This is a genomic window from Mycobacterium sp. (assembly GCF_039583785.1).
Classification (GTDB): domain Bacteria; phylum Actinomycetota; class Actinomycetes; order Mycobacteriales; family Mycobacteriaceae; genus Mycobacterium.
Window position 1 is genome coordinate 71,299 of the sequence record NZ_JAVKSG010000006.1, and the last position, 22,404, is coordinate 93,702.

The following is a 22,404-nucleotide window of genomic DNA, read 5'->3' on the forward strand; positions in this document are numbered from 1 at the left end:
TCATCACATCTCCATTGTCGAAGGTCGCGCACTGGCCCGATCAGGTGGTGACCCGCTGCGCCCGGCTCCGCCGCGCTGGCGATCACCACTAGGTTGATCAGGTGGTGACCCGCTGCGCCCGGCTCTGCCGCGCTGGCGATCACCACTAGGTTGATCAGGTGGTGACCCGCTGCGCCCGGCTCTGCCGCGCTGGCGATCACCACTAGGCTCTGGGCCGTGAACGACAAAGTCGCCGTCGACCTCAGCGGCCCCGCACAGACTATGCTGACGACGCTGTACTGCAAAGCGCTGGACGCCGACTGGGATCGGCCCATCCTCGGTGACGAATTCGCGAAGGGCGCGGTCGACCGAATCGACTACGACTGGCGCGAACTCAAGGTCTCCGACCGCTGGACGCCGCTGGTGACGGTGCGGACCGCCCAGTACGACATTTGGGCCCGCGAATTCTTGGCCGCCAACCCGCACGCGACCGTGGTGCATCTGGGCTGCGGTCTGGACAGCCGGGTGTTCCGGCTGGACCCCGGCCCGGACGTCGAATGGTACGACGTCGACTATCCTGCGGTAATCGCACTGCGGCAGAAGGTTTTTCCGAGCCGCCCGCGATATCACCTGATTGCCACGGCCGCCACCGATCCGTCCTGGCTCGACCGAATCCCCGCCGACCGGCCCGTCCTGTTCCTGGCCGAGGGCATCAGCATGTACCTGACCGAAAGCGACGGCATCGCCCTGCTGCAACATGTCGTCGACCGATTCGAATCCGGTGAAGTGCAGATCGACTTCTACAACTGGCTCACCATCCGCTCGCAGAAGGCGCACCGCCTGCAGCGGCAGTCCGGTTCGACGCTGCATTGGGCCGTCAATCGTCCGGCGGACGTCGTGGACCGAGTCCGTGGGATCCGATTGCTCACCGCCATAACGTTTTTCGACGCGAACACGCTGCGCCGGGCGTCGGCCGTCTTCCAATTGGCGCGGCACCTGGTGCGCGCCGTGCCGCCGCTGCGGCGGGCACTGCAGTACCACCGTTACGCCTTCGGGACGGTTAACTGACACTGGTGGCGGCGTGCTGCTCGGCGACGGCGCAGAGCAGCGAACGTATCAGCTCGATCGACCGTTCCGGCACCGGACCGTGCGAGTGGTACTCGACGTTGAGCTGCTCGGCGAAGATCTGGGTGAAGTAGATCTCGATTCCCGCGCTGACGACGAAGTACATCTCGCCGTGAGTGGCGGTCACTCGCACATCCGGAGGTGTCCGCACCGGGGGGACCAGACCATTGTCGGAAAGAAGAACGACATCGGGTAAGCCCGGCGCGTTCCCGTCGTATTGCGGGCTGAAGTGCAGCCGAGACTGTTGAATCACCCCGTCGGACAGATCTGCCCGAAAAGTTTCGGCGATGTCGCGGGCGAGATCGATGACGCCGGTCTTGCGGTCGATCTCGGCCAGATATGTCCCCAATCCGACCGGGTTCGTGCACCCCGTCGCCGACACCGGCGGCGACAGGAAGTACCGCAGATCGACGGTGTAGATGAACGGCACCGGGACGTTCAGCCGGCCCCGAAGCTGCCATTCCGCGATGAGGATGACCGCGGAGAGCACGGCATGCAGGCCGAGCCCGTGGGCGCGGCACAACTCGACGAGGGCGTGTGTCTGCTGCTCGCTCAGCCGGCACGACACCGTCGGAACACGCACCGGCGAAGCCGGTTTGGCGCCGGTAGCTCCTCGTCGCGACGGCGGCAGGTCGTAGGCGAACATCGCCGGGAGGAATCGCTCGATCCCCGAGCGCTGTTGTTTCGTGATGCCCCGCTCGGCAAGCACAGCCTCGATCGATTGCGGCGCGGGCGCAGCGGTGATCGGGCCGATGCTCCCGGTGCAGACCAGGTCGGTGTAAAAGGACAGCAACTCCTCGATGAGGCCGTACATGTGGTGGCCGTCGGCCAGGGCGTGATGGACATACAGGGTGGGGTGCGCCTGCCCGGCGCGGATGGTCAGCCGGAGCGCAACCAGGGACTCGCTCTGGTCGAAGTGCGGCGCGGGGGCTTCGGCGTCCGGGTCGTCGAGTTCGATAACCTCGATGCCGGAGTGCAGCAGGTCATCGGTGACGAACTGATGCCGCCCCTCGGCGTCCCGCTCCAGACGGGCGCACAAGATCGGATGCGCCTCCAGCAGCGCGTCGAAGGCGTCCGACAGAGCGTCGATATCGATCGGCCCCTCGAGGTGGGCGCCGAGTCCCACGAAATGCTCCGTCGCGGCCAACATTTCCTCGCTGTTGGCCAGCTTGCGAATGACCGATGATGGAAACAATCCCTTACTCCCCTGACCGTTTGCGAACGCGATGACGAGCCGACCGGGCTCGTCGTTGTGATCACAAACTACCGTGCTCGCTACCTGCCGGCGCCGACTCCACGTGGTCGAACAACTCGTCCAACACACCGCTCGGCGAGTCGAGCATGACCCCGCCAAGGTTCTCCTCGGAGACGCCGTCGGCTGCTTGCGGTGCGGCAATCGTGTCCGCCAGACACCTGGCCAACGACGAGATGGTCGGGTTTTCCCATAACATCGTCGCCGGTACTTCGAAGCCCACCAATCGGGTGGTCTCCCGTAGGACGACCATCGCCATCGTCGAATCGAGCCCTAACTCGGGGAACGCCCGGTCCACGCCCACCGCTGACGTCGGCATCCCCAGTTCGCGGGCGAGCACGGTTTGCAGCTTGGACTCGAGTTCGTCGACCATCTGCTCCCCGGACACCTGCGACCAGGTGACCGGCGCCGATTCGGACTGCGACGCGGCTTCGTAGCGAAGGGACCGGATGTCCACGCAAATGGTGCCGTCGGGCGCCGTCGCGACGATGTCGACGATCACCTCGTTGTCGTTGCTGTCGCGCCGACGCACCTCGACGGCACCGCGGGCATCAGCGAGACCGGCGTGCAACCGGACGCTTTCGGCGGCTATCGGCACCAGCAGCCGAGGGCCGGCGCCGTCCACCAGTCGCGCGACGTCGACGGCGGCGTCGGCCAGTGCGACCGTCGACGCCTCCGACAGCACCACGTCGGCGTAAAACGCGTCCGGTGCCGACCGGCACGAGTGAATCGACCACGCGAACGGCTGCCCCTCGATCCCGCACTGGGCCCGCGATCCGGTCACCGACGACGCGTCGCAGGCCGACATGTCCGGGGTGCTGCGCTGGAGTGTGCGATCGTCGTGGGGCGTGTGCACGATTCGGGCACTGGCGTGGCTGATCCAGCCGTCCGTGGAGCCACCCACCGTCAAACCTGATGAGACCGTGACCGATTCGCCGTCGGCGACCACCTGGACGACCCTCGGCTGGTCGACGACGATCGCCTGCTCGAATCGGACGTCGGACAGTGCTGCTGCGCCGCATTCGGCTGCCGCGGATGACAGTGTGTGCACAAGAACGGATATCGGCACCACTTCGACACCGGCGACGCGATACGCGCCCGGGTAAGGCTTGGTTTCCGAGTTCAGCGATGCCTGCCACAGATGCACCGCCGGCGTGGTGGCGATCCGCACATGCTCGCCGAGCACGGTGCCGGGTCGGGCCGCGGATACGGCAGCTTCCAACCGTTCGGTGATGCTCAGCCAGTGCGATGCGGGCTGGCGCACCGATGGTTCCGGCGCGCTCATCCAATGCCGGGTGTGGTGCCAGGGGGTGGGCGGGAGAACCGGGTGGGGCCCGGCGGGATGATCGGTCTCCGGCGGTGCGGTGGTGTGGGTCCGGTTGAGGTTGGTGTGGAACGTCCACGTGTCGTGGGTGTCGCGCTGCAGGGTTCCGATGCTGTGGTGATGATCGTCACCCAGCGTGTCGCTGACCGCGTCGGCCAGCACCGGATGCGGGCTGACCTCCACAAAGGTGCCGTAGTCGGCGCCGGCGGCCGCCAGGGTCTGGCTCAACCGCACCGGGGCACGAAGGGTTTCCGCCCAGTAGTCAGCGTCGAATACCGGCTTGGCGCCGGTGGTGACAATGACCGGGATGCGTGTCGGTCGCGGTGCCACATCGGCCAGCGCCGCCCGGAATTCCGGCAGCGCCGTATCCAGCACGGGAGCATCCGGCAGCACCGTAGCGCCGTGTCCGGACAGTCGGGCCATCAGTGCCGAGCGGGTGGTGATGACGCGCAACCCCTCGGCCGGACTCAACGCCCCGGCGACCACCGCCGCGGTCACCTCACCCATCGAGTGCCCGATCACCGCATCGGGGTGCACCCCATAGGACCGCCACAGTTTGGTCAACGCCACACCCATCCCCACCAGCACCGGCTGGATCCGCTCGATCCCGGTCAGCGGCTCACCACCGGCCAGCACCGCACGCAACGAAAACCCGGCCTGCTGAACAAAGATCGGCTCCAACTCCTCGATCGCCGCGGCAAACACCGGCTCATCGGCCAACAACTGCCGGCCCATCCCCGGCCACTGCGACCCCTGCCCGGAATAGACGAACACCGTCCCGGCCCGGCACTGCCCCTGATGCGGGGCCACCACCCCCGCCGCGGAGCGGCCCGCCGCCAACGCCCGCAACCCCGCCACCGCCTGCTCACGATCACAGGCCGCCACCGTGGCAAACCGGGACTGACGACTGCGATGATGATTGAGCGTGTGCGCCACATCAGCCAGCCCCACCTGCGCCCCGGCCCCGTCCATCCACTGCGCCACCATCGCCGCCATCGAGGCCACCCGCTCATCGGTCTTGCCCCCGATGACCAACGTCGTCACCACACCCGCAGACCCGGCCCCCGCGGCGGCATCCACCGCCACCGGATCAGGCCCCTGCTCGACCACCACATGGGCATTAGTGCCACCAAAACCAAACGACGACACCCCCGCCCGCCGCGGATAGTCGGTCACCGGCCAATCCGTGGGCGCCGCCACCACTTTCAAGCCCAAGTCGTCAAACGGGATGTGCGGGTTGGGGTTGCCGAACTCCAGATTCGCCGGAATACGACCATGCCGCACAGCCAGCACCGCCTTGATGAAACCCACGATCCCCGCCGCCGCCTCGAGATGACCGAGATTCGATTTGACCGAGCCGATCAGCAGCGGGGCGCCGGGCGGGCGCGCCCGGCCCAGCACCGTGCCCAGCGCGCGGGCCTCGATCGGATCACCCAGCAACGTGCCGGTGCCGTGCGCCTCGACGTAATCGACCTCGTGCGGGGCCACCCCGGCGTTGGCGTAGGCCGCGTGCAGCACCGCCATCTGCGCCGCCGGATTGGGCGCCATCAACCCATTGGACCGGCCATCCTGATTGACCGCCGACCCCCGCACCACCGCCAACACCGCATCCTGATCACGCACCGCATCCGAGAGCCGCTTGAGCACCACCACCGCGCAACCCTCACCACGGACAAACCCATCGGCATCAGCATCAAACGCACGACACCGACCCGACGCCGACATCGCCTCAGCAGCATCGAAACTGCGCGTCACCGCCGGCGACAACACCAGATTGACCCCACCCACAATCGCCAGACTCGACTCCCCGCTGCGCAGACTCTGCGCCGCCAAATGCAACGCCACCAACGACGACGAACACGCCGTGTCCACCGTCACCGACGGCCCCCGCACATCAAAGAAATACGACACCCGATTAGCGATGATGCTCAGCGCACCACCCGTGCCCGACCACGCATCCACCGCACTGAGATCAGCCGACGCCAGATACCCGTACTCACCAGCACACGCACCGACGAACACCCCCGTCTGGGTACGCCGCAACGCATCCGCCCGAATCCCGGCATGCTCCAACGCCTCATAAGTCACCTCCAGCAACAACCGCTGCTGAGGATCCATCTTGGCCGCCTCCCGCGGCGAGATCTCGAAGAACTCCGCATCAAAGGCATCGACATCACTCAAAAACGAACCCCACCGCGTCGTGGCCGACAACGCCGCCGCCACCTGCGCAGACCCATCCTCAAAACGCGCCCACCGATCCCCCGGCACCAGCCCCACCGCCGAGCGACCCGCACCCAAAAACTCCCACAACCCATCCGGCCCACAAATCCCACCCGGCAACCGGGCACCCACACCCACCACCGCAACCGGCTCATCAGCACCCACACGATCAGCGCAATCCGCTGTGCCGGAATGCATGCCAGCCGTTATTTCCGATTCGGGCGTGGTGAGGAACTCGACCAGGTCGTTGATCGTCGGGTGCTGCCAGAGCTCCAGCGGCGACACTGCACGGCCGACTAGTTCGGCAAGTTCACCGGACAACACCACTGCGTCACGAGACCCGATCCCCAGATCCTTGAACGGTGCGTCCAGATCGATCTCATCGGCTTCGCAGCCGATGTAGGCGATCAGATAGTTGACGAGCCAGGTGCGTAACTCAGCCTTCGAGTGCGCCGTCATTGCGAAGCCTCCACGTGATCGAATAATGCGTCGAGCACCTGGCTCGATGGGGGCGGGTCGTCCGCGTCACCCGGCGAATCGATTCGCCCTGAGAGTTTTTCGACGAGGTACGCCGTGAGTGCCGCAACCGTCGGATAGTTCCAGAGCATGGTCGCAGACATCTCGATTCCCGCGAGCTGCTCGACCTCTCGTCGAACCGACATCGCCATGACCGAGTTGAGGCCCAGCTCCGCGAACGGCCGATCGGATTCAAGTTCTGAGTCCGGCAGCCGAAGTTCGCGAATAAGGATCGCGCGCAGCCCGGTCTCGACCTCATGGGACAGGTCTTCGGCGGACATCTGCAACCACGCCGGGGCCGACGTGGATTCGCGATGCCCGCTGGATTCACCCGAGGGCATCGGGACCATCACTGCTTGCGCGACGTCGTAGCGGTCGACGTATTCCCATGCGGCGAAGGCCTCTTTCGCGCTCACCGGCCGCGACCCCAGGCGCTCGATTTCTGCGACGGTCAGCGCCGCGTCGGCAGCGAATCCGAGCCCCCGCCAAGCTACCCAGTCCAGGCTCACGCTATGGCAGCCCTGCCGGTGGCGCGCACGGGCCAGGCAGTCAAGATAGGCGTTGGCCGCAGCGTAGGCACCCTGACCGGGAATTCCGAAAACCGTTCCGGCTGAAGCGGTCAGGAAGAAGAAGTCGAGCCGGCCGGGCGGGAAAGCCAGGTGCAATGCCTGTGCCCCTGCGATTTTCGGCCGCATCACCCGCTCGAGCATTCCGTCGGGCATCTCGGTGAGAAGTGCGCTCTCGTCGACCCCGGCAGCGTGCACGATTCCGCGGATCGGCGGCGCCCCGCCGTCCGCCCGCGTTTTCACATAGTCTCCGATCGCGTCGGGTGAGCCGACGTCGAGAGCCACGGCGTCGACCGAGATGCCACGTCTTTCCAGCGAGCGGATCGCGGCGATCTTGTGTTGGGCGCCTGGATCGGTGGTGGTGTCCCAGTCGGGCCGAGGCGGTATCGGGGTGCGGCCGACCAGTATCAGGCGGCGTGCACCGTGGTCTGCGAGCCAGTCGGCGATCAGCAGACCCAGCGCCCCCATGCCACCGGTGATCAGGTAGGCCGCATCCGGGCGGCACCGCAACGGTTCCCGCACCGGTTGACCGGGCACCGGCACCATTGCCGGTGCCAGTAACGCGCCATCGCGCAGCGCCAGAATGCATTTCGCCGGCGTCGCCAGTACCCCGGTCAGCGCGCCGACCCAATCGCCGAGGTCCACCTCGGCCGGCGTGTCGAGGAGTCCGCCCCATAGTTCCGGGTGCTCGGCCCCGATCACCGCCGCGAGTCCCCACAGGCTGCTCTGGGGAAGCGCCGCGCTCGAGATGGCCTCGCCCACATCACGAGTGACGATCCACAGCGTTGCCGGGCGGCGCACGTCACGCTTGACCAGCCCATCCACCAGGTCGATCACGTGCGACGACATCTCGGCCGCACGGTCCAACGGATTGTCGTCGTCGTTCGCCTCGGCGAGGTAGACGACATAGCGCGCCTCGGCGACGGCGGCGGGCGGGTACCCGGCCTGAGCGAACTGCTTTTGCAATTGGGCGCAGCGAATGCTGTTTGCACCGACGACAGCCAGTGCGCCCAATGCTGTGGTCTGCCCGTCACGCTGCGGCGGCGACCAGGGTTGCCAGTCGATCGCATGCGCGACCGATTCTGGCTCGGCGTCCTGGTCGGTAGCGTGCGCGGGGCCGGTCTCAATGTCGGCGTATCGCAGCGCGTGGACCTCCAGACAGGCAGTACCGTCCGGTGTCTTCGCGGCGATGTCGACGACGATCTCGCCGGCATCGCCAGCCACTCGTCGGATTTCCACCGAGCCCTTGCCTGAGTCGGGCGCTGTTGCCAGCCAAAGGTTTTCCACCGAAGCCGGCACCATGAGCCGCGAATCCACCTCGTCCGTCAGACGGGCCAGGTGGACCGCGGCGTCAAGCAACGCCACCGTCGACTTCTCGTTCGAAAAGACCTCGCCGAACAGGCCGTCCGGTGTGGAGCGTAATTTTTCCACCGACCAGTCGAACGGCTGCCCCTCGACACCCCATGCCTGGGAAACCTCTGCCGCCGATGGCATTTCCCGACCGTTGTGTGATGCGGCATCATCGGTCAGATCCGCGGCGCCGCCGGAAAGGGTACGGCCGGGCGAACGCGGTGCCAGCCGGCCGCTGAGGTGCTTGACCCAGTGGTAGGGGGGCGCAGCGTCCGCCGGACGCGACGACACCGTGACGAAATCGTCGTCGACGAGCACTTGGATCGCCCGCGCCTGGTCGACGACGATCGGGTACTCGAATCGGATGTCGGATAGTGCTGGCGCACCGCAGTGGGCTGCGGCGGTGGCAAGTGTCTGCAACAGCACCGATACCGGAACCACTTCCACGCCGTGAATTCGATGGAAACCGGGATACGGTTTGGCTCCGGGCTGCAGCCTCGATTGCCAAAGCCGGGCAGCCGGTTTGGTTGCCACGCCGATGTGCGCACCGAGCAGCGTGCCGTACTTCGGGGCGGACCCGGCTTCCTGGAGGCGAACCGGCTCGTCTAGCCAGTGCCGGGTGTGGCGCCACGGCGTGCTCGGCAGCTGCGGATGGGGTTCGGCGGGATGGTCGGCCTCCGGCGGTGCGGTGGTGTGGGTCGTGTTGAGGTTGGTGTGGAACGTCCACGTGTCGTGGGTGTCGCGCTGCAGCGTGGGCACACTGTGGTGGTGAACCGCGGCGAGCGTGTCGGTGATTGCGTAGGTCAGCACCGGATGCGGGCTGACTTCCACGAAGGTGCCGTGCGTGGCGCCGGCGGCAGCGATGGCCTGACTGAACCGCACCGGGTTACGCAAATTGGCCGCCCAGTAGTCAGCGTCGAAAGCTGTTGCGGCGCTTGATTCGTGGTCGTGGGACGTGGTGATGATCGGAATGGTCGGCCGCCGCGGAGTCAAGTCGGCAAGCGCGGTCCGCAACTCCGGGAGCACCGGATCGATGATGGGGTTGTGGGACGCGACGTCGACCTCGATGCGTCGCGCCAGTCGATCCTGGGCGGCCACCGTGGCGATCGCCGCATCCACCTGCTCGGGTGGGCCGGCGATCACCGTTTGACGGGGCGAGGCATACACCGCAACCGTGACCCCGGGGTAGTCGGCGACCAACGCAGTTGCGCTGTCGGGATCGACCTCGAGCAGCGCCATCGCGCCGTGTCCGGACAGTCGGGCCATCAGTGCCGAGCGGGTGGTGATGACGCGCAACCCCTCGGCCGGACTCAACGCCCCGGCGACCACCGCCGCGGTCACCTCACCCATCGAGTGCCCGATCACCGCATCGGGGTGCACCCCATAGGACCGCCACAGTTTGGTCAACGCCACACCCATCCCCACCAGCACCGGCTGGATCCGCTCGATCCCGGTCAGCGGCTCACCACCGGCCAGCACCGCACGCAACGAAAACCCGGCCTGCTGAACAAAGATCGGCTCCAACTCCTCGATCGCCGCGGCAAACACCGGCTCATCGGCCAACAACTGCCGGCCCATCCCCGGCCACTGCGACCCCTGCCCGGAATAGACGAACACCGTCCCGGCCCGGCACTGCCCCTGATGCGGGGCCACCACCCCCGCCGCGGAGCGGCCCGCCGCCAACGCCCGCAACCCCGCCACCGCCTGCTCACGATCACAGGCCGCCACCGTGGCAAACCGGGACTGACGACTGCGATGATGATTGAGCGTGTGCGCCACATCAGCCAGCCCCACCTGCGCCCCGGCCCCGTCCATCCACTGCGCCACCATCGCCGCCATCGAGGCCACCCGCTCATCGGTCTTGCCCCCGATGACCAACGTCGTCACCACACCCGCAGACCCGGCCCCCGCGGCGGCATCCACCGCCACCGGATCAGGCCCCTGCTCGACCACCACATGGGCATTAGTGCCACCAAAACCAAACGACGACACCCCCGCCCGCCGCGGATAGTCGGTCACCGGCCAATCCGTGGGCGCCGCCACCACTTTCAAGCCCAAGTCGTCAAACGGGATGTGCGGGTTGGGGTTGCCGAACTCCAGATTCGCCGGAATACGACCATGCCGCACAGCCAGCACCGCCTTGATGAAACCCACGATCCCCGCCGCCGCCTCGAGATGACCGAGATTCGATTTGACCGAGCCGATCAGCAGCGGGGCGCCGGGCGGGCGCGCCCGGCCCAGCACCGTGCCCAGCGCGCGGGCCTCGATCGGATCACCCAGCAACGTGCCGGTGCCGTGCGCCTCGACGTAATCGACCTCGTGCGGGGCCACCCCGGCGTTGGCGTAGGCCGCGTGCAGCACCGCCATCTGCGCCGCCGGATTGGGCGCCATCAACCCATTGGACCGGCCATCCTGATTGACCGCCGACCCCCGCACCACCGCCAACACCGCATCCTGATCACGCACCGCATCCGAGAGCCGCTTGAGCACCACCACCGCGCAACCCTCACCACGGACAAACCCATCGGCATCAGCATCAAACGCACGACACCGACCCGACGCCGACATCGCCTCAGCAGCATCGAAACTGCGCGTCACCGCCGGCGACAACACCAGATTGACCCCACCCACAATCGCCAGACTCGACTCCCCGCTGCGCAGACTCTGCGCCGCCAAATGCAACGCCACCAACGACGACGAACACGCCGTGTCCACCGTCACCGACGGCCCCCGCACATCAAAGAAATACGACACCCGATTAGCGATGATGCTCAGCGCACCACCCGTGCCCGACCACGCATCCACCGCACTGAGATCAGCCGACGCCAGATACCCGTACTCACCAGCACACGCACCGACGAACACCCCCGTCTGGGTACGCCGCAACGCATCCGCCCGAATCCCGGCATGCTCCAACGCCTCATAAGTCACCTCCAGCAACAACCGCTGCTGAGGATCCATCTTGGCCGCCTCCCGCGGCGAGATCTCGAAGAACTCCGCATCAAAGGCATCGACATCACTCAAAAACGAACCCCACCGCGTCGTGGCCGACAACGCCGCCGCCACCTGCGCAGACCCATCCTCAAAACGCGCCCACCGATCCCCCGGCACCAGCCCCACCGCCGAGCGACCCGCACCCAAAAACTCCCACAACCCATCCGGCCCACAAATCCCACCCGGCAACCGGGCACCCACACCCACCACCGCAACCGGCTCATCACCACCCACACGATCGGGACCCGGTACCGAATCGACCCTCGAGTCGGTTTCGCCGGTGACCAGAAACCGCGCCAAATCGTTGATGGTCGGGTGCTGCCAGAACTCCAGCGGCGACACCGGCCGGCCGAGCAGCTCGGACAACTCACCGGCCAACACGACCGAGTCTCGCGACCCGACGCCCAGGTCTTTCAAAGAGGCGTCGACGTCGACGTCGTCTGGATTGCAGCCGATCGTGGTGACCAGCTGGTCGGTCAGCCAGTGTCGGAGTTCGGCTTCGTCGAAAGAAGTCATAGCGTCATGTCCCATTGATTGAAGGCGCCTTGCATGCGACGCTCGGCGCACCCGAAGCGGAAGAACTGGCCGTCGGCCGACTACCGCCGTCAGACCTGAGAAAAATTAAGTCCCACCGTCTCCAGCGGACTGCGATTCGTGGTCAGCCAGGCGCGCATCCGGCCTCGGCCGGACCTGCGCAGTTGGCGCACCAGTTGCCACAACACTCCAGCTCACACTGCGATAATCCCCTGCCGATCAAGACCTGCGGACTACATCAGCTGCTTTTGCAGCATTACCCGATGAAGCGGAGGTTAACACCAGCGGCTGTGAGGTACCCCCTCGCCGAAGTCGGCGAAACTCAGAGTTTCGGGGGGTGGCCTGTTGAAAACCTCTCTCGTTCTAAGGTAGCTTTCAGGTAGGCCGGGGGCGAGCGCGAAAGTCTGGGAGGAAAAATCGTGCGGATAGCTGTTGTTCCATGTGCGATGGCGGGCTCGGCGCTGATGGCGTCGGGCCTGATCGCCGTCACACCGGACCTATCGCGACCCGCCGCGCCTCGGGTCGCCCGCGGTGATGTGCGTCTGGTGGACTCCACCGCGGCGGCCGACTTCGATGCCCTGGTCAGCGGCGTCCTCGGAGGCACCCCGGTGACCAACCTGGCCACCATCGAAAGTGACTTCACCAGCATCAACGACGCCACCGGTCTGACTACTCTGGTCAACGACGCGGACAGCCTGCTCAACTCCAGCGGCACCGCCAGCGACCTGACCAACCTCGGTAAACTGGCCGACCCCAGCGGTCTCGACGGCCCGCAGAACATCCTGTACAACCTGTTCGCCGACATCGTCAACATTCCGTATTACGAATCGTTGGCCGAGCAGGAGTACGGGTTCGCCCTCGGCCCGGGCGGCTCTGTCGGGGGGGTGGCGGGATGGATTCCACCCGGCGCAACCGTGGCCAATGGAGGTGTCGACCCGGCCACGGATCAATACGCTCTCGGTGGGACCGGCAGTTACCTTTATGAATCCGTCGGCAACACCTGGGGTTGGGACGACGGCAACTACCCGCAGCTGGACGGACTGGCCCATTTCTTGCTGCCGTTCCAGTTCAGCGAGCCCATCGCCGAGCAGGTACAGGGGGTGCTGCAGGCCGAGGCCGTCGATGGGGCCGACGTCAACTGCGAGTTCCAGTGCGCCAGTTTCACCGATTATCTCGGCCAATGGTTCCACGTACCGGCTTCGCAGCTGTTTTCCCCTTCCGGCTACACCTATCCGACGGTCCTGGAAGACACCGTGGGCGCGACCAGCGCGACAGGCGTCGTCAATTCCGGCGGCACGGCGGGCGAAGACGTCATCTGGTCCGGTCAACACGTGACCTTGAGTCCAAATTTGGACCTGAGTGCCATCTTGACCAATCTGGAGTCAAGTCCGTCGGCCGACCCGATCCAGTTCCCCACCCTGGCCAACCTGCTCACCGACAACGAACTGCTGGCCTACGACTTCAACTACGATTTCAACTTTGGCGTCGAGGGCAGTTTCTTGTACTGGGGTGCGCCGAGCCTGTACAGCATTCCCGACCTGATCGGCGGCGAGCTGAAGGATCTCACCGGCATACCCAACGAGTTCCTGCTGCCCAACGACGGCGCCGAGCCGCTTTCTGGGTACACCGACACCGCGTCGTCGCTGCTTCCCGGTCTCGAGCAGGGCTTCCAGTACCTGGCGCACGGCCTGGAAGGCTACCTGGATCCCAGCACGTACGCCGGCGTTGCCAGCAGCGCCGATACCAGCGCGCTGGTCAGCGACCTCAGCTCACTTTTCCCCAACCTGGCGACTGACCTGTCGGCACTCATCCCCTGAATCTGTTGGGGTTGAGCCGCACTCGAGTGCGACCGCCCGCACGGTCCGCGTGGCCGGGCGTGGCGTCGCCGCGGGTAGGTTTGGGTATTGATGACTAAATTTCGATTCGGCATCCTCGACGGGATCGTGAACTTCCGCTTCTCGCCGACCATCCTGCCGCAGGCGAGTTACCTGAGCGCCGCTGCGACCGGCGCCGACTCGTTCTGGGTCGGTGACCATCTCAACGCGCCGCTGCCGCAGTCGATCGCGACGTCCGAGTATCTCGGCGTCACAGCGAAATTGGTGCCCAGTGTCGATGCCGTCCTGGAACCGTGGACCATGCTCGGACATCTCGCCGCCCGCAACCGGGTGCGCCGGTTGCGACTCGGTGTGTGCGTCACCGACGCGAGTCGTCGCCATCCGGCGGTCACGGCGCAAGCCGCCGCGACCCTGCATCTGCTCACCCGGGGTCGCGCCATCCTCGGGATCGGCGTCGGGGAACGCGAAGGCAACGAACCCTACGGCGTTGCGCGGGCCAAACCTGTTGCGCAACTGGAAGAGGCGATCGCCACCATCCGCGCGCTGTGGGATTCGGGCGGCGAACTGGTCTCGCGTGATTCCCCGTACTTCCCGTTGCGCGACGCCGTGTTCGCGCTGCCGCCGTACCGTGGCAGACAGCCGGAGATCTGGGTGGCCGGCCACGGTCCGCGGATGCTGCGGATCACCGGACGCTACGGCGACGCGTGGGTCCCCTTCGTGGTGTCCCGACCCGTCGACTACGCCCGCTCCCTCGAGGCTGTCCGGGCGGCAGCCTCCGATGCCGGTCGGGACCCGATGTCGGTCATCCCGGCGCTGAACCGTCTCGTGGTCACCGGGCGCAGTCGCGACGACGTCGATGAGGCGTTGGACTCGGTCATCATGAAAGCCTCCGCCCTGGCGGCGCCTGCCGAGGCGTGGACGCGACACGGCGTCGAGCATCCTCTGGGCGCCGACTTCTCCGGTGTGCAGGATTTGGTTCCCCAATTGATGGACCAGGAAACGGTTTTGGGTTATACCGCACAGGTTCCCGCGGCACTGATGAAAGAGCTGATGTTCAACGGCACCCCCGACGAAGTCGTCGAGCAGATGGCGGAATGGCGCGATCACGGACTGCGATACCCGCTGATCATCAACGGCAGCCCGGTCAATCCGCGACTGCGCAAGACGGTGGCCGCGACGGCGCCGTTCCTCAAGATCCTGCGCAGACTCAAAAGTCTGTGAACGGCCGGTGTCTCACGTGTCGGACCAGGCTCGATTGCCGTACCGATTGAGGTGGGCCACGTCGGTGACCGGTTTGCGCGTGGTGGGTCCGTAACGCCCACGCGGCCAGCCGAGGGGCACCACGCACAGCGGTGTCACCGAACGCGGCAATCCCAGCGTCCTGCGCGCCGATGCCACACCCCACAGCGGCAAGGTGATCAGCGACGCACCCAGACCCATCGCCCGGGCGGCCAGCAACAGGTTCTGCACACCGGGGTAAATCGACCCGTAGTAGCCGGACTCCGCGGTGTGCGGCGACGGCAGTAGCGGCCGCTTTTCGCCCCGCGCGTCCGACCGCAGGCACGCCACCACCAGGACCGGGATCTCGGCGAAGTGGTCGACCTGCCACTGCACCGCGCGCGCAACCTTGGCCATCGACTCGTCGCGGGCGGCGACCCGTTTGATGACCACGCGGTAATACACTGACCACACCTGCCGGTAGCGCTTGGCCAATTTGGCCTTGGTGCGCCTGTCGGTGACGACGACGAATTCCCAGTTTTGGCCGTGGGCGCCGGTCGGTGCGCGAAGCGCCAACTCGATGCAGGTGCGCACCAGCACGTCATCGACGGGGTCGGGTCGGACGCGGCGCACGGCGCGCTGGGTCATCATCGCCTCGACGAGTGGCATCTGCAGGCCGGCCAGTGCCTGCGCGGCGATCGGTGACTCGTTGACCTTCTCCCGCGACTGAAGATCGCGGGATTCCCTATGCCGCTTGCGCGTCATCGGGTCTTCTCGCTTGCGCGAGCACACCCGCATCGACGGGTGTTGCCTCCGGTCCGGAGGTGAGCGCGGGCGCGGTGGCCCGGGCAAGGATGGTGTTGGCCGCCTGAATATCCGCGTGGTCTTCGTGGCCACATCGCACGCAACGGAATTCCGTTTGGCTCTTACGGTTTTCCTTCACGCTGTGGCCGCAGTTGCGGCACTTCAGACTGCTGTACGCGGCCGGCACAAACACCAGCTTGGTGCCGGACGCGGACATCTTGTGGTCGAGCCGCTGGGCGATCACACCCCAGCAGTTCGCGTAAATCCCCTTGTTCAAACCAGCTTTCGAGGCTTTCCCGTTCGGCAGGTAGTGCCCCACCATGTCGGGGTCGGGTTTGGGTTTCGGCGCGCGCACCATGTTGCGGGCCGCGAGTTTCTCCACCGCCACCACACCGTAGGTGGCAGCAATTCGTGTGGTGGTTTTCTCGACCCAGTCCCGCCGCCGATCAGACACCCCGGCGTGTAGCCGTGCGATCCGCGCTTTCACCTTGCCGCGGCGGATACTGCCCTTGCGGCAGCGGGCAAGCTGACGCTGTAGCCGCACCAGCGTCTTCTGCTCGCCGCGGCGCATGATCGGCGCCCGTAGCATCGTGGCATCCGACAACGCGAGCGTGGTTCTGACGCCCCGATCGATACCGACGGCCCGTCCCTGTCTGCCCGCCACGGCAGTGACCGACGGTTGCGGGGCAGGAAACGCCACATACCAGCGGCCCGCTTTACAGGTAATCCGGGCCATGCCCAGCTTCCCGGCCGGCAGCGGGCGCGACAGCCGGAACTTCACCAACCCGAGCTTGGGGATGAACACCTGCGCCCACTTACGGTTGACGCCCTCTACGCGGCTATCGCGGACACAGAATCCCTCATCGACACACTTGCGCCGCCATGTCGGCCGCCGGTGGGTACCGGCGAAGTACGCCGCTGCGGCGCGGTCGAAGTCCCGCAACGCCTGCTGCTGCACCGACGATGATCCTGCCGCCAGCCAGTCGAACGCTTGCCGGGCCGCGGCGAGTTGTTTCTGCCGGGCAGCCGGTCCCGGCGCTGAGCGCCCCGACCGACCCCAATTGAACTGCTCCACAGCAAGATTCCACACATAACGGGCATCAGCACAGTGCCTGGACAGCATGAACGCTGCTTGCTCGCTGGTCGGATATAACCGGTACCGGTGCGCCACCGCTACGCCACCTTCCCATGGCGCGCAGCGGCCACCATCTGGTTCTCCACATACCGCCTGACCACGTCCAGCGGGGCGCCACCGACAGTGGAGACGAACCAGGACGGCGACCATAAACACTTCATCCGCGCCAGATGCGCGAACTCCTGGCGCAGCAGCCGTGACGACCTGCCCTTGAGGATCTGGACGAGTTTGGATACCGCCACCTGCGGTGGCAACTCGACGAGTAGAAGCACATGATCGGGCGTCGTCGCGACCTCGATCACGATCCCCCCGAACTCGGCGACCACTTCACCGATGATCTGTTCCAACCGCGTCTGGATCGGCCCACCCAACACATCACGGCGGTACTTCGGGCACCAAATCACATGGTACTTAACCGAAAACACCGATTTACGTGTCGACCGATACTGCATGAACCTCACGATAAACCCCACCTACGACAAACACGGCCCGCTACGCGGACCGAAAAGACGGGATCGGCTATCCCCCGACTGAAGTCGAGGGCTTGCGCCGAAGAAAGTCTCGGTCATACCGGCGACGCTACCGTCCAGTTCTTCACAGCCCGCGGGCACTCAGCCAGCAGTGGATCCGTTCGGCCACCGCGGCCCAGCCCGGTTCGAGCATCATGTCGTGTCCCATGTCGGGGAAAAACTCGGCCTCGGTGTGGTACGCGCGTGCCGTTGCCCGGACTTCTTTCACGGTGTGCGCACCGTCCTCCTGCGCCCCGAGGACCAGCAGCGGCGCGCTCACCCGCTCGGGCCGGGGCAGATTGAGCACACAGCAGTCCAACGCGATTCGGGTGCTCTGTTCGCCCAGCCGCTGCGCGTAATCCGCCACCTCGACGGCCGGGGTGTGTGCGGAGAAAAACCGCTCCCGCGCGAGCCGGGGGGTGTTGACGTAGGCCAGTGACCTGCCGGTGACGGCGATCTTCAGGAAATGCCACGGGTGCTGTCTGGCCCAGCGCACAGCGGACCCGAAGTTCCCCTGCGGGGGCGTGGACGCCAGCAGCACGCCTGCGGGTGCGTCGTGGGTTTCCAGATACTTCTGCACGACGATGCCGCCCTGGGAGTGGCCGATCACCACCGGTCTGCTGGGCAGGCTGTCGGCAACCGCGTTGACATCTTCGACACAATCGGCGAGCGAACAAGCAGGCAGCGGCTTGACGGTCGGGCTGCCCCCGTGACCGCGAAGGCTCACCGCCAGGGCGTGATAACCCTTGTCGGCGAAATAGCCGAGGAAATGTTCATCCCAACACCATGCCGCGTGCCAGGCCCCATGAACGAAGAGCAATGGCGCGGGATGCGATTCGCTGCGGCACCCCTTGTCGATCACCTCGAGCATGGCGGGCTCAGTGCGACGGCGCCGCCGCGGATGTCACACCCGGCACAGCTGGATGCGGTAGAGGTTCGCGTGTCCGAGTTGGAATTGCCGGATCGAGGCTTCCAGGTACGCCTCATACACCGCCACCTTCTCCGGGCCGGTGATTTCGGTGGCCGCCGCGCTGTTCGCCCGGAGCATGTCGAGCCATGCCGCACAGGTACGCGCGTAATGTTCCCGATGGTTGACGACGTATTGCACCTCGAAGAGCTTCTCGGCGGCATGCATGATTTCGGCCAGCCGGGGCGGATCAGATTCGGGAAAGATGTGCTCCATGATGAACAGCGTCTCTTTGAGCCCCTGCTCGTCGAGCTTGACGTTCCCCTTGCCGATCGTTTGCAACGCAAAACCGGCGCCGGGTTTGAGCGAGTCGTAGCACTTTTGGAAAAATCGGCGATATCCGGCGATTTTTTGCGACCGATCCCACCCGAATTTCGCGAAGTGCTCCATGGCCCCGATGCTGATCGCCGCGTCATAGGGCTCATCTGCGACGAAGTCCGCCCAGTCCTGCACCCGAACATCCAGGCGAGGATCGCCCAGGTCTTCCACCTGGCGGGCCTGCGCCTCGCTCAGGGTCAGCCCGGTGACGTGCTCGGCGCCGTGCTCGGTCACCAGCCGTCGCATCGTCGATCCCCACCCGCAGCCGATGTCGAGTACCCGGTGTCCTTTGCTGACCCCGGCCAGCGCGGCAAGGTGGTCGATTTTGCGGGCCTGCGCCGCGGCCAGGCTGTCGTCGTGGCCCTGCCACAGCGCACACGAATACGTCATGGACTCGTCGAGCCACAGCGAGTAAAACGCGTTGCCCACATCGTAATGGTGCTGAATGGATTCAGCTGATGCTCCGCGTTCGCTTACCGATGTCATTTTGATACTCCATTCCTAGTGTGAATTCCCGACCTGAACCTTTGCGCCGGTCAGCGCATGAGTCACCGGCGCCGCGTCACGCGGACACGTCCAGTCGGTCGAAATCGTCCTGGCGGTAGCGTTCGGCGCACGCCGAGCGGCGGACCTTACCGCTGGTGGTGATCGGGATAGAACCCGGCGCTACCAGCACCAGGTCGGACACCCGCAGCCCGTGCGACCTGGAGACCGCCACCGACACGTCCCGCTTGACCGTGTCCAGACCCTCTCGCATCTCCACCTCGGAGTTGCCACGCTGCTTGGACTCGATGACCACCACCAGTTGCTCACGCCCCTCGTCGGCGACGGCGATCGCGGCGGCCCGGCTGCGGGTAATGTCCTGGATCGTTGCCTCGATGTCGTCGGGGTAGTGGTTGCGCCCGTCGACGATCAGCATGTCCTTGATCCGGCCGATGATGAACAGCTCACCGTCGGAGATCACCCCGACGTCTCCGGTGCGAAGCCACGGCCCACGCGGCGTGTCAGGCGACGGGTCGACCAGCTCACCGCCGAAGGTCCGCTCGGACAGCTCCGGGTTCTTCCAATAGCCGGTGGCGACGTTGTCGCCGTGCACCCAGATCTCACCGACCTTCCCGGCCGGGTTCTGCACGCGGGTCTCGGGGTCGACGACGCGCACGGTGCAGGCTCGCGGTGTGCCGTGGCTGACCAGCTCGGAACCGGGCACTTCGTCGCCGCAGCGCTGCGCGTGGCCGGCCGTGAGCTTCTCGTAGTCGAAACGGACCCGTGGCGCGGGCCGCCCCGGGTTGGACGTCGTCACGTACACCGTGGCCTCGGCCAGCCCATACGCCGCTCGTAGCGACGTCTCGGAAAGGTTGAACTGGGCGAACCGGTCCAGGAAACGCTTCACGGTCGGGGCGTGTACCCGTTCGGCGCCGTTGATAAAGCTGTGCACGTGGCCGAGGTCGAGTCCGGCCATGTCCTCGTCAGACGTGCGCCGTGCGGTGAGCTCGTAGGCGAAGTTCGGCGCCGGCGTGACAGAAGCGGTGTGACTGGCCACCAGGCGCATCCATCGGGCTGGCTTCTGCAGGAAGGCGACCGGGTCCATCAGCACCGACTGCAGACCGAATCTGACCGGGATGAAGATGCCGAACATCAGGCCCATGTCGTGATAGAACGGCAGCCAGGACACCAGGGTGCAATCGCGGGGCGGAATTCCGCCCTGGGGTTCGAAGTAGTCGGCCATGATCTGCTCGAGGTTCACCATCATGTTGCGGTGCGTCACCGCCACGCCGGCGGGCGCACGGGTCGACCCCGAGGTGTACTGCAGCAGGGCCGTGGCGCTCGGCAGCCGGTCGGCGGGCGGCGAGGTCTGCGGTGCGTAGAGGTCAAGCGCGTCGATCTCGATCACCGTCGGTGTCGAGCCGGGTAAGCCGTTGACGCACGCGACGACGCCGTCGGCGACCGCCGATGTGGTCAACACCGCTGCCGGGGCGCTGTCGGTGAGCGCCGTGACGACCCGCTCGTCGTGGACGCCGAGCATCGGCACCGAGAGCGGGACCACGACGAAACCGGCCCACATGGCGCCGAGCACCCCGATGACGTATTCCAGGCCCTGCGGAGCGCAGATCGCCACCCGGTCGCCGGGCGCCCCGCACGACGCCAGCGCATCGGCGACCACCTGCGCGCCCTGCTGCGCCCGGGACCACGTCAAGACCTTGGGACGCCCGGCCGGGTCGACCTGGTAGTCGACGAAGGTGAACAAAGGCGCATCGGGCTGCTGGCGGGCCCAGTCCGCCAGCCAAGCCGACAAGGTTAGTTCCATTGCTGACATCGGTGTTACTCCCATAGTGGTGATGAGTGACGGCACAGCCACGGTGCAGACGCCACGACGACGGTGTCGGGCACTTCGTGACGACTTCGGTGAGCTGACGGCTTCGCTCACTCACCACATAATGCCCGACGAAGAGTTACCTCGTTGCTGCGATCGGCAAACATCAGCAGGTCGGCGGAGACATTCTCAGCGAACCCGAAGCGGGCATACAGGGACGCGTCGCGACGTAGTCGCCTTCCGGGCGCCCGGTTCCGATGACGGCGGCGAACATGCCCGGTGCCGTCGGACGCGCGTTACGCCTTGTGCGCCACTGCCAAGATGTAGTCGACGTGCCATTCGTGGATCCAAAAATTGTCCGGCCTGACCGTCAACCGGAGAAGCGGATTCACAGAATTTCTGTTCGGCGCAAACAGGCTTTTTGACAGAAACTTGGCCAGCGGCCGGAAAACGTCGCTTGCGATGGACTGGGTTTCGGCTTCGGCAAAACCCATGTCGAGCAGCAGTTCTCGGTAGGCCACGACGTTAGCCGCTTTCCGGACCGCTTTGCGCGATGCACCCCGCCAGCCGAGCCGGTCAACCTGCCTGCGAAACCGCGTATTGAGGAACGTTCGTTTCGGAACGATATCGGCCGTCACCAAGCAGCCGCCCGGTTTGAGCACCCGCAGCGCTTCGGAGAAGAAGTCGACGCGCGACGGAAAGTGAAAAGCCGATTCCAGTGCGACAACCTTGGTGCACGATTCGTCGTCAAGCGGCAGATCGGTGGCAGACGCGTTGATGTAGGTGATTCTGTCGGCCAGCCCAGCTTCTTCCACACGGCGCGTGGAGATCGCGATTTGTTCGGCGGCCACATTGACTCCGGTGATGTGCTTTACCCCAAATTCGTTGGCCCACAAGATATCTTGATCGCCGTAGCCGGGCCCGCAGTCCACCACAATGTCCGACGCCTTGAAGTCACCGCTCCGCGCGGCAAGACGGGCCAGCTCGCTGCTCGCCGCGTCCAGGGTTGCGGGGTTGTTTTTCCAGTAGCCGAAGTTGATGAACATCGACTCCTCGCCAAAGAGGTTCTGGGTGCCGATAATGTCGTATATCTGACCAGTCTTTGAACCGTCGGAGCGCGACAACAACACGCGCGTCGCCCGCCGACTCTCGTCCGCCCAGCGACGCAGCCGAGCACTGGTGGTTTCATCGTGAAGGCGACTTGGAACTGTCACAAACGCTGCCCTAATCTACTCGTCAACTACTGTCAGCCACGCGGCCGCAGCACTGGCTAGGGTAACAATCGATGCCAGGGCCTCGGCACACATGGCGACTCGACTGGCGACCCGCAGCCGGCTACTCGCCTGGCCTAACCCCAATGCCGCTCAGTTAGGGTCTATCGCTAATTCGGTGTAAGTGGTTCTAACCGCCCCCGGCGTGGGGCAGGAGGTACCACTGTTATGAACGA

At 65.8% G+C, this 22,404-nt stretch carries 14 protein-coding genes and 1 pseudogene; 3 read left to right on the plus strand and 12 right to left on the minus strand.

The annotated features are described in order from the left end of the window. Window positions 1–200 (minus strand): hypothetical protein (locus ABDV69_RS04650; RefSeq protein ID WP_343572158.1); only part of this gene is annotated, 200 nt, incomplete at its 3' end. Between the two features lie 16 nt (window positions 201–216). Between ABDV69_RS04650 and ABDV69_RS04655 the strand changes: the two genes are divergently transcribed. Next, window positions 217–1,047, plus strand: coding sequence for a class I SAM-dependent methyltransferase (locus ABDV69_RS04655; protein ID WP_343572159.1), 831 nt, complete (start codon window positions 217–219; stop codon window positions 1,045–1,047). Here ABDV69_RS04655 and ABDV69_RS04660 read toward each other — a convergent pair. From ABDV69_RS04660 to ABDV69_RS04675, 4 genes and pseudogenes are all read right to left on the minus strand, one after another. After that, on the minus strand, window positions 1,040–2,299 hold the full coding sequence (locus tag ABDV69_RS04660) for a condensation domain-containing protein (RefSeq protein WP_343572160.1): 1,260 nt from the start codon (window positions 2,297–2,299) through the stop codon (window positions 1,040–1,042). The genes ABDV69_RS04655 and ABDV69_RS04660 overlap by 8 nt on opposite strands. 61 nt (window positions 2,300–2,360) lie before the next feature. Continuing rightward, on the minus strand, window positions 2,361–2,729 hold the full coding sequence (locus tag ABDV69_RS04665) for an acyl carrier protein (protein WP_343572176.1): 369 nt from the start codon (window positions 2,727–2,729) through the stop codon (window positions 2,361–2,363). Between the two features lie 195 nt (window positions 2,730–2,924). Next, a pseudogene (locus tag ABDV69_RS04670) lies at window positions 2,925–6,359 on the minus strand (beta-ketoacyl synthase N-terminal-like domain-containing protein); the annotation flags it as partial. Continuing rightward, complete coding sequence (locus ABDV69_RS04675) at window positions 6,356–11,842, minus strand: acyltransferase domain-containing protein (RefSeq protein ID WP_343572161.1); 5,487 nt, start codon at window positions 11,840–11,842, stop codon at window positions 6,356–6,358. The gene ABDV69_RS04675 and the pseudogene ABDV69_RS04670, both read right to left, overlap by 4 nt. Before the next feature lie 437 nt (window positions 11,843–12,279). Between ABDV69_RS04675 and ABDV69_RS04680 the strand changes: the two genes are divergently transcribed. Both ABDV69_RS04680 and ABDV69_RS04685 read left to right on the plus strand, forming a co-directional pair. After that, window positions 12,280–13,677 (plus strand): hypothetical protein, encoded by a 1,398-nt coding sequence (locus ABDV69_RS04680; RefSeq protein WP_343572162.1) that lies wholly within the window; start codon window positions 12,280–12,282, stop codon window positions 13,675–13,677. 90 nt (window positions 13,678–13,767) lie between these two features. Beyond that, window positions 13,768–14,916, plus strand: coding sequence for an LLM class flavin-dependent oxidoreductase (locus ABDV69_RS04685; protein ID WP_343572163.1), 1,149 nt, complete (start codon window positions 13,768–13,770; stop codon window positions 14,914–14,916). Window positions 14,917–14,928: 12 nt separating this feature from the next. Here the strand turns inward: ABDV69_RS04685 and ABDV69_RS04690 are convergent, their stop codons facing one another. From ABDV69_RS04690 to ABDV69_RS04720, 7 genes are all read right to left on the minus strand, one after another. Further along, entirely contained in the window at window positions 14,929–15,582 is a 654-nt protein-coding gene (locus ABDV69_RS04690) for a nitroreductase family protein (protein WP_343572177.1), read from the minus strand. Between the two features lie 76 nt (window positions 15,583–15,658). Next, complete coding sequence (locus ABDV69_RS04695) at window positions 15,659–17,002, minus strand: transposase (protein ID WP_343572164.1); 1,344 nt, start codon at window positions 17,000–17,002, stop codon at window positions 15,659–15,661. Continuing rightward, window positions 16,891–17,304 carry an IS200/IS605 family transposase gene (gene tnpA / locus ABDV69_RS04700; RefSeq protein ID WP_343572165.1) on the minus strand — a complete coding sequence of 138 codons (414 nt, stop codon included), beginning with the start codon at window positions 17,302–17,304 and terminating at the stop codon, window positions 16,891–16,893. The genes ABDV69_RS04695 and tnpA overlap by 112 nt, the downstream gene beginning before the upstream one ends. Window positions 17,305–17,446: 142 nt before the next feature. After that, window positions 17,447–18,232, minus strand: a complete 786-nt coding sequence (locus tag ABDV69_RS04705; RefSeq protein ID WP_343572166.1) for an alpha/beta fold hydrolase — start codon at window positions 18,230–18,232, stop codon at window positions 17,447–17,449. Between the two features lie 33 nt (window positions 18,233–18,265). Continuing rightward, window positions 18,266–19,132, minus strand: coding sequence for a cyclopropane-fatty-acyl-phospholipid synthase family protein (locus tag ABDV69_RS04710; RefSeq protein WP_343572167.1), 867 nt, complete (start codon window positions 19,130–19,132; stop codon window positions 18,266–18,268). Between the two features lie 76 nt (window positions 19,133–19,208). Continuing rightward, window positions 19,209–20,960: an AMP-binding protein gene (locus tag ABDV69_RS04715; protein WP_343572168.1), complete on the minus strand. Its 1,752-nt coding sequence runs from the start codon at window positions 20,958–20,960 to the stop codon at window positions 19,209–19,211. 293 nt (window positions 20,961–21,253) lie between these two features. Then, window positions 21,254–22,171 carry a methyltransferase domain-containing protein gene (locus ABDV69_RS04720; protein ID WP_343572169.1) on the minus strand — a complete coding sequence of 306 codons (918 nt, stop codon included), beginning with the start codon at window positions 22,169–22,171 and terminating at the stop codon, window positions 21,254–21,256. Window positions 22,172–22,404: the final 233 nt, after the last annotated feature.

What these genes read in the sequence shown, in the direction of transcription:
- tnpA (WP_343572165.1), bottom strand. Translation starts at nt 17,304, where the DNA reads ATGCAGTATCGGTCGACACGTAAATCGGTGTTTTCGGTTAAGTACCAT.
- ABDV69_RS04695 (WP_343572164.1), bottom strand. Translation starts at nt 17,002, where the DNA reads ATGGTCGCCGTCCTGGTTCGTCTCCACTGTCGGTGGCGCCCCGCTGGA.
- ABDV69_RS04675 (WP_343572161.1), bottom strand. Translation starts at nt 11,842, where the DNA reads ATGACTTCTTTCGACGAAGCCGAACTCCGACACTGGCTGACCGACCAG.
- ABDV69_RS04710 (WP_343572167.1), bottom strand. Translation starts at nt 19,132, where the DNA reads ATGACATCGGTAAGCGAACGCGGAGCATCAGCTGAATCCATTCAGCAC.
- ABDV69_RS04715 (WP_343572168.1), bottom strand. Translation starts at nt 20,960, where the DNA reads ATGTCAGCAATGGAACTAACCTTGTCGGCTTGGCTGGCGGACTGGGCC.
- ABDV69_RS04665 (WP_343572176.1), bottom strand. Translation starts at nt 2,729, where the DNA reads ATGGTCGACGAACTCGAGTCCAAGCTGCAAACCGTGCTCGCCCGCGAA.
- ABDV69_RS04690 (WP_343572177.1), bottom strand. Translation starts at nt 15,582, where the DNA reads ATGCCACTCGTCGAGGCGATGATGACCCAGCGCGCCGTGCGCCGCGTC.
- ABDV69_RS04705 (WP_343572166.1), bottom strand. Translation starts at nt 18,232, where the DNA reads ATGCTCGAGGTGATCGACAAGGGGTGCCGCAGCGAATCGCATCCCGCG.
- ABDV69_RS04685 (WP_343572163.1), top strand. Translation starts at nt 13,768, where the DNA reads ATGACTAAATTTCGATTCGGCATCCTCGACGGGATCGTGAACTTCCGC.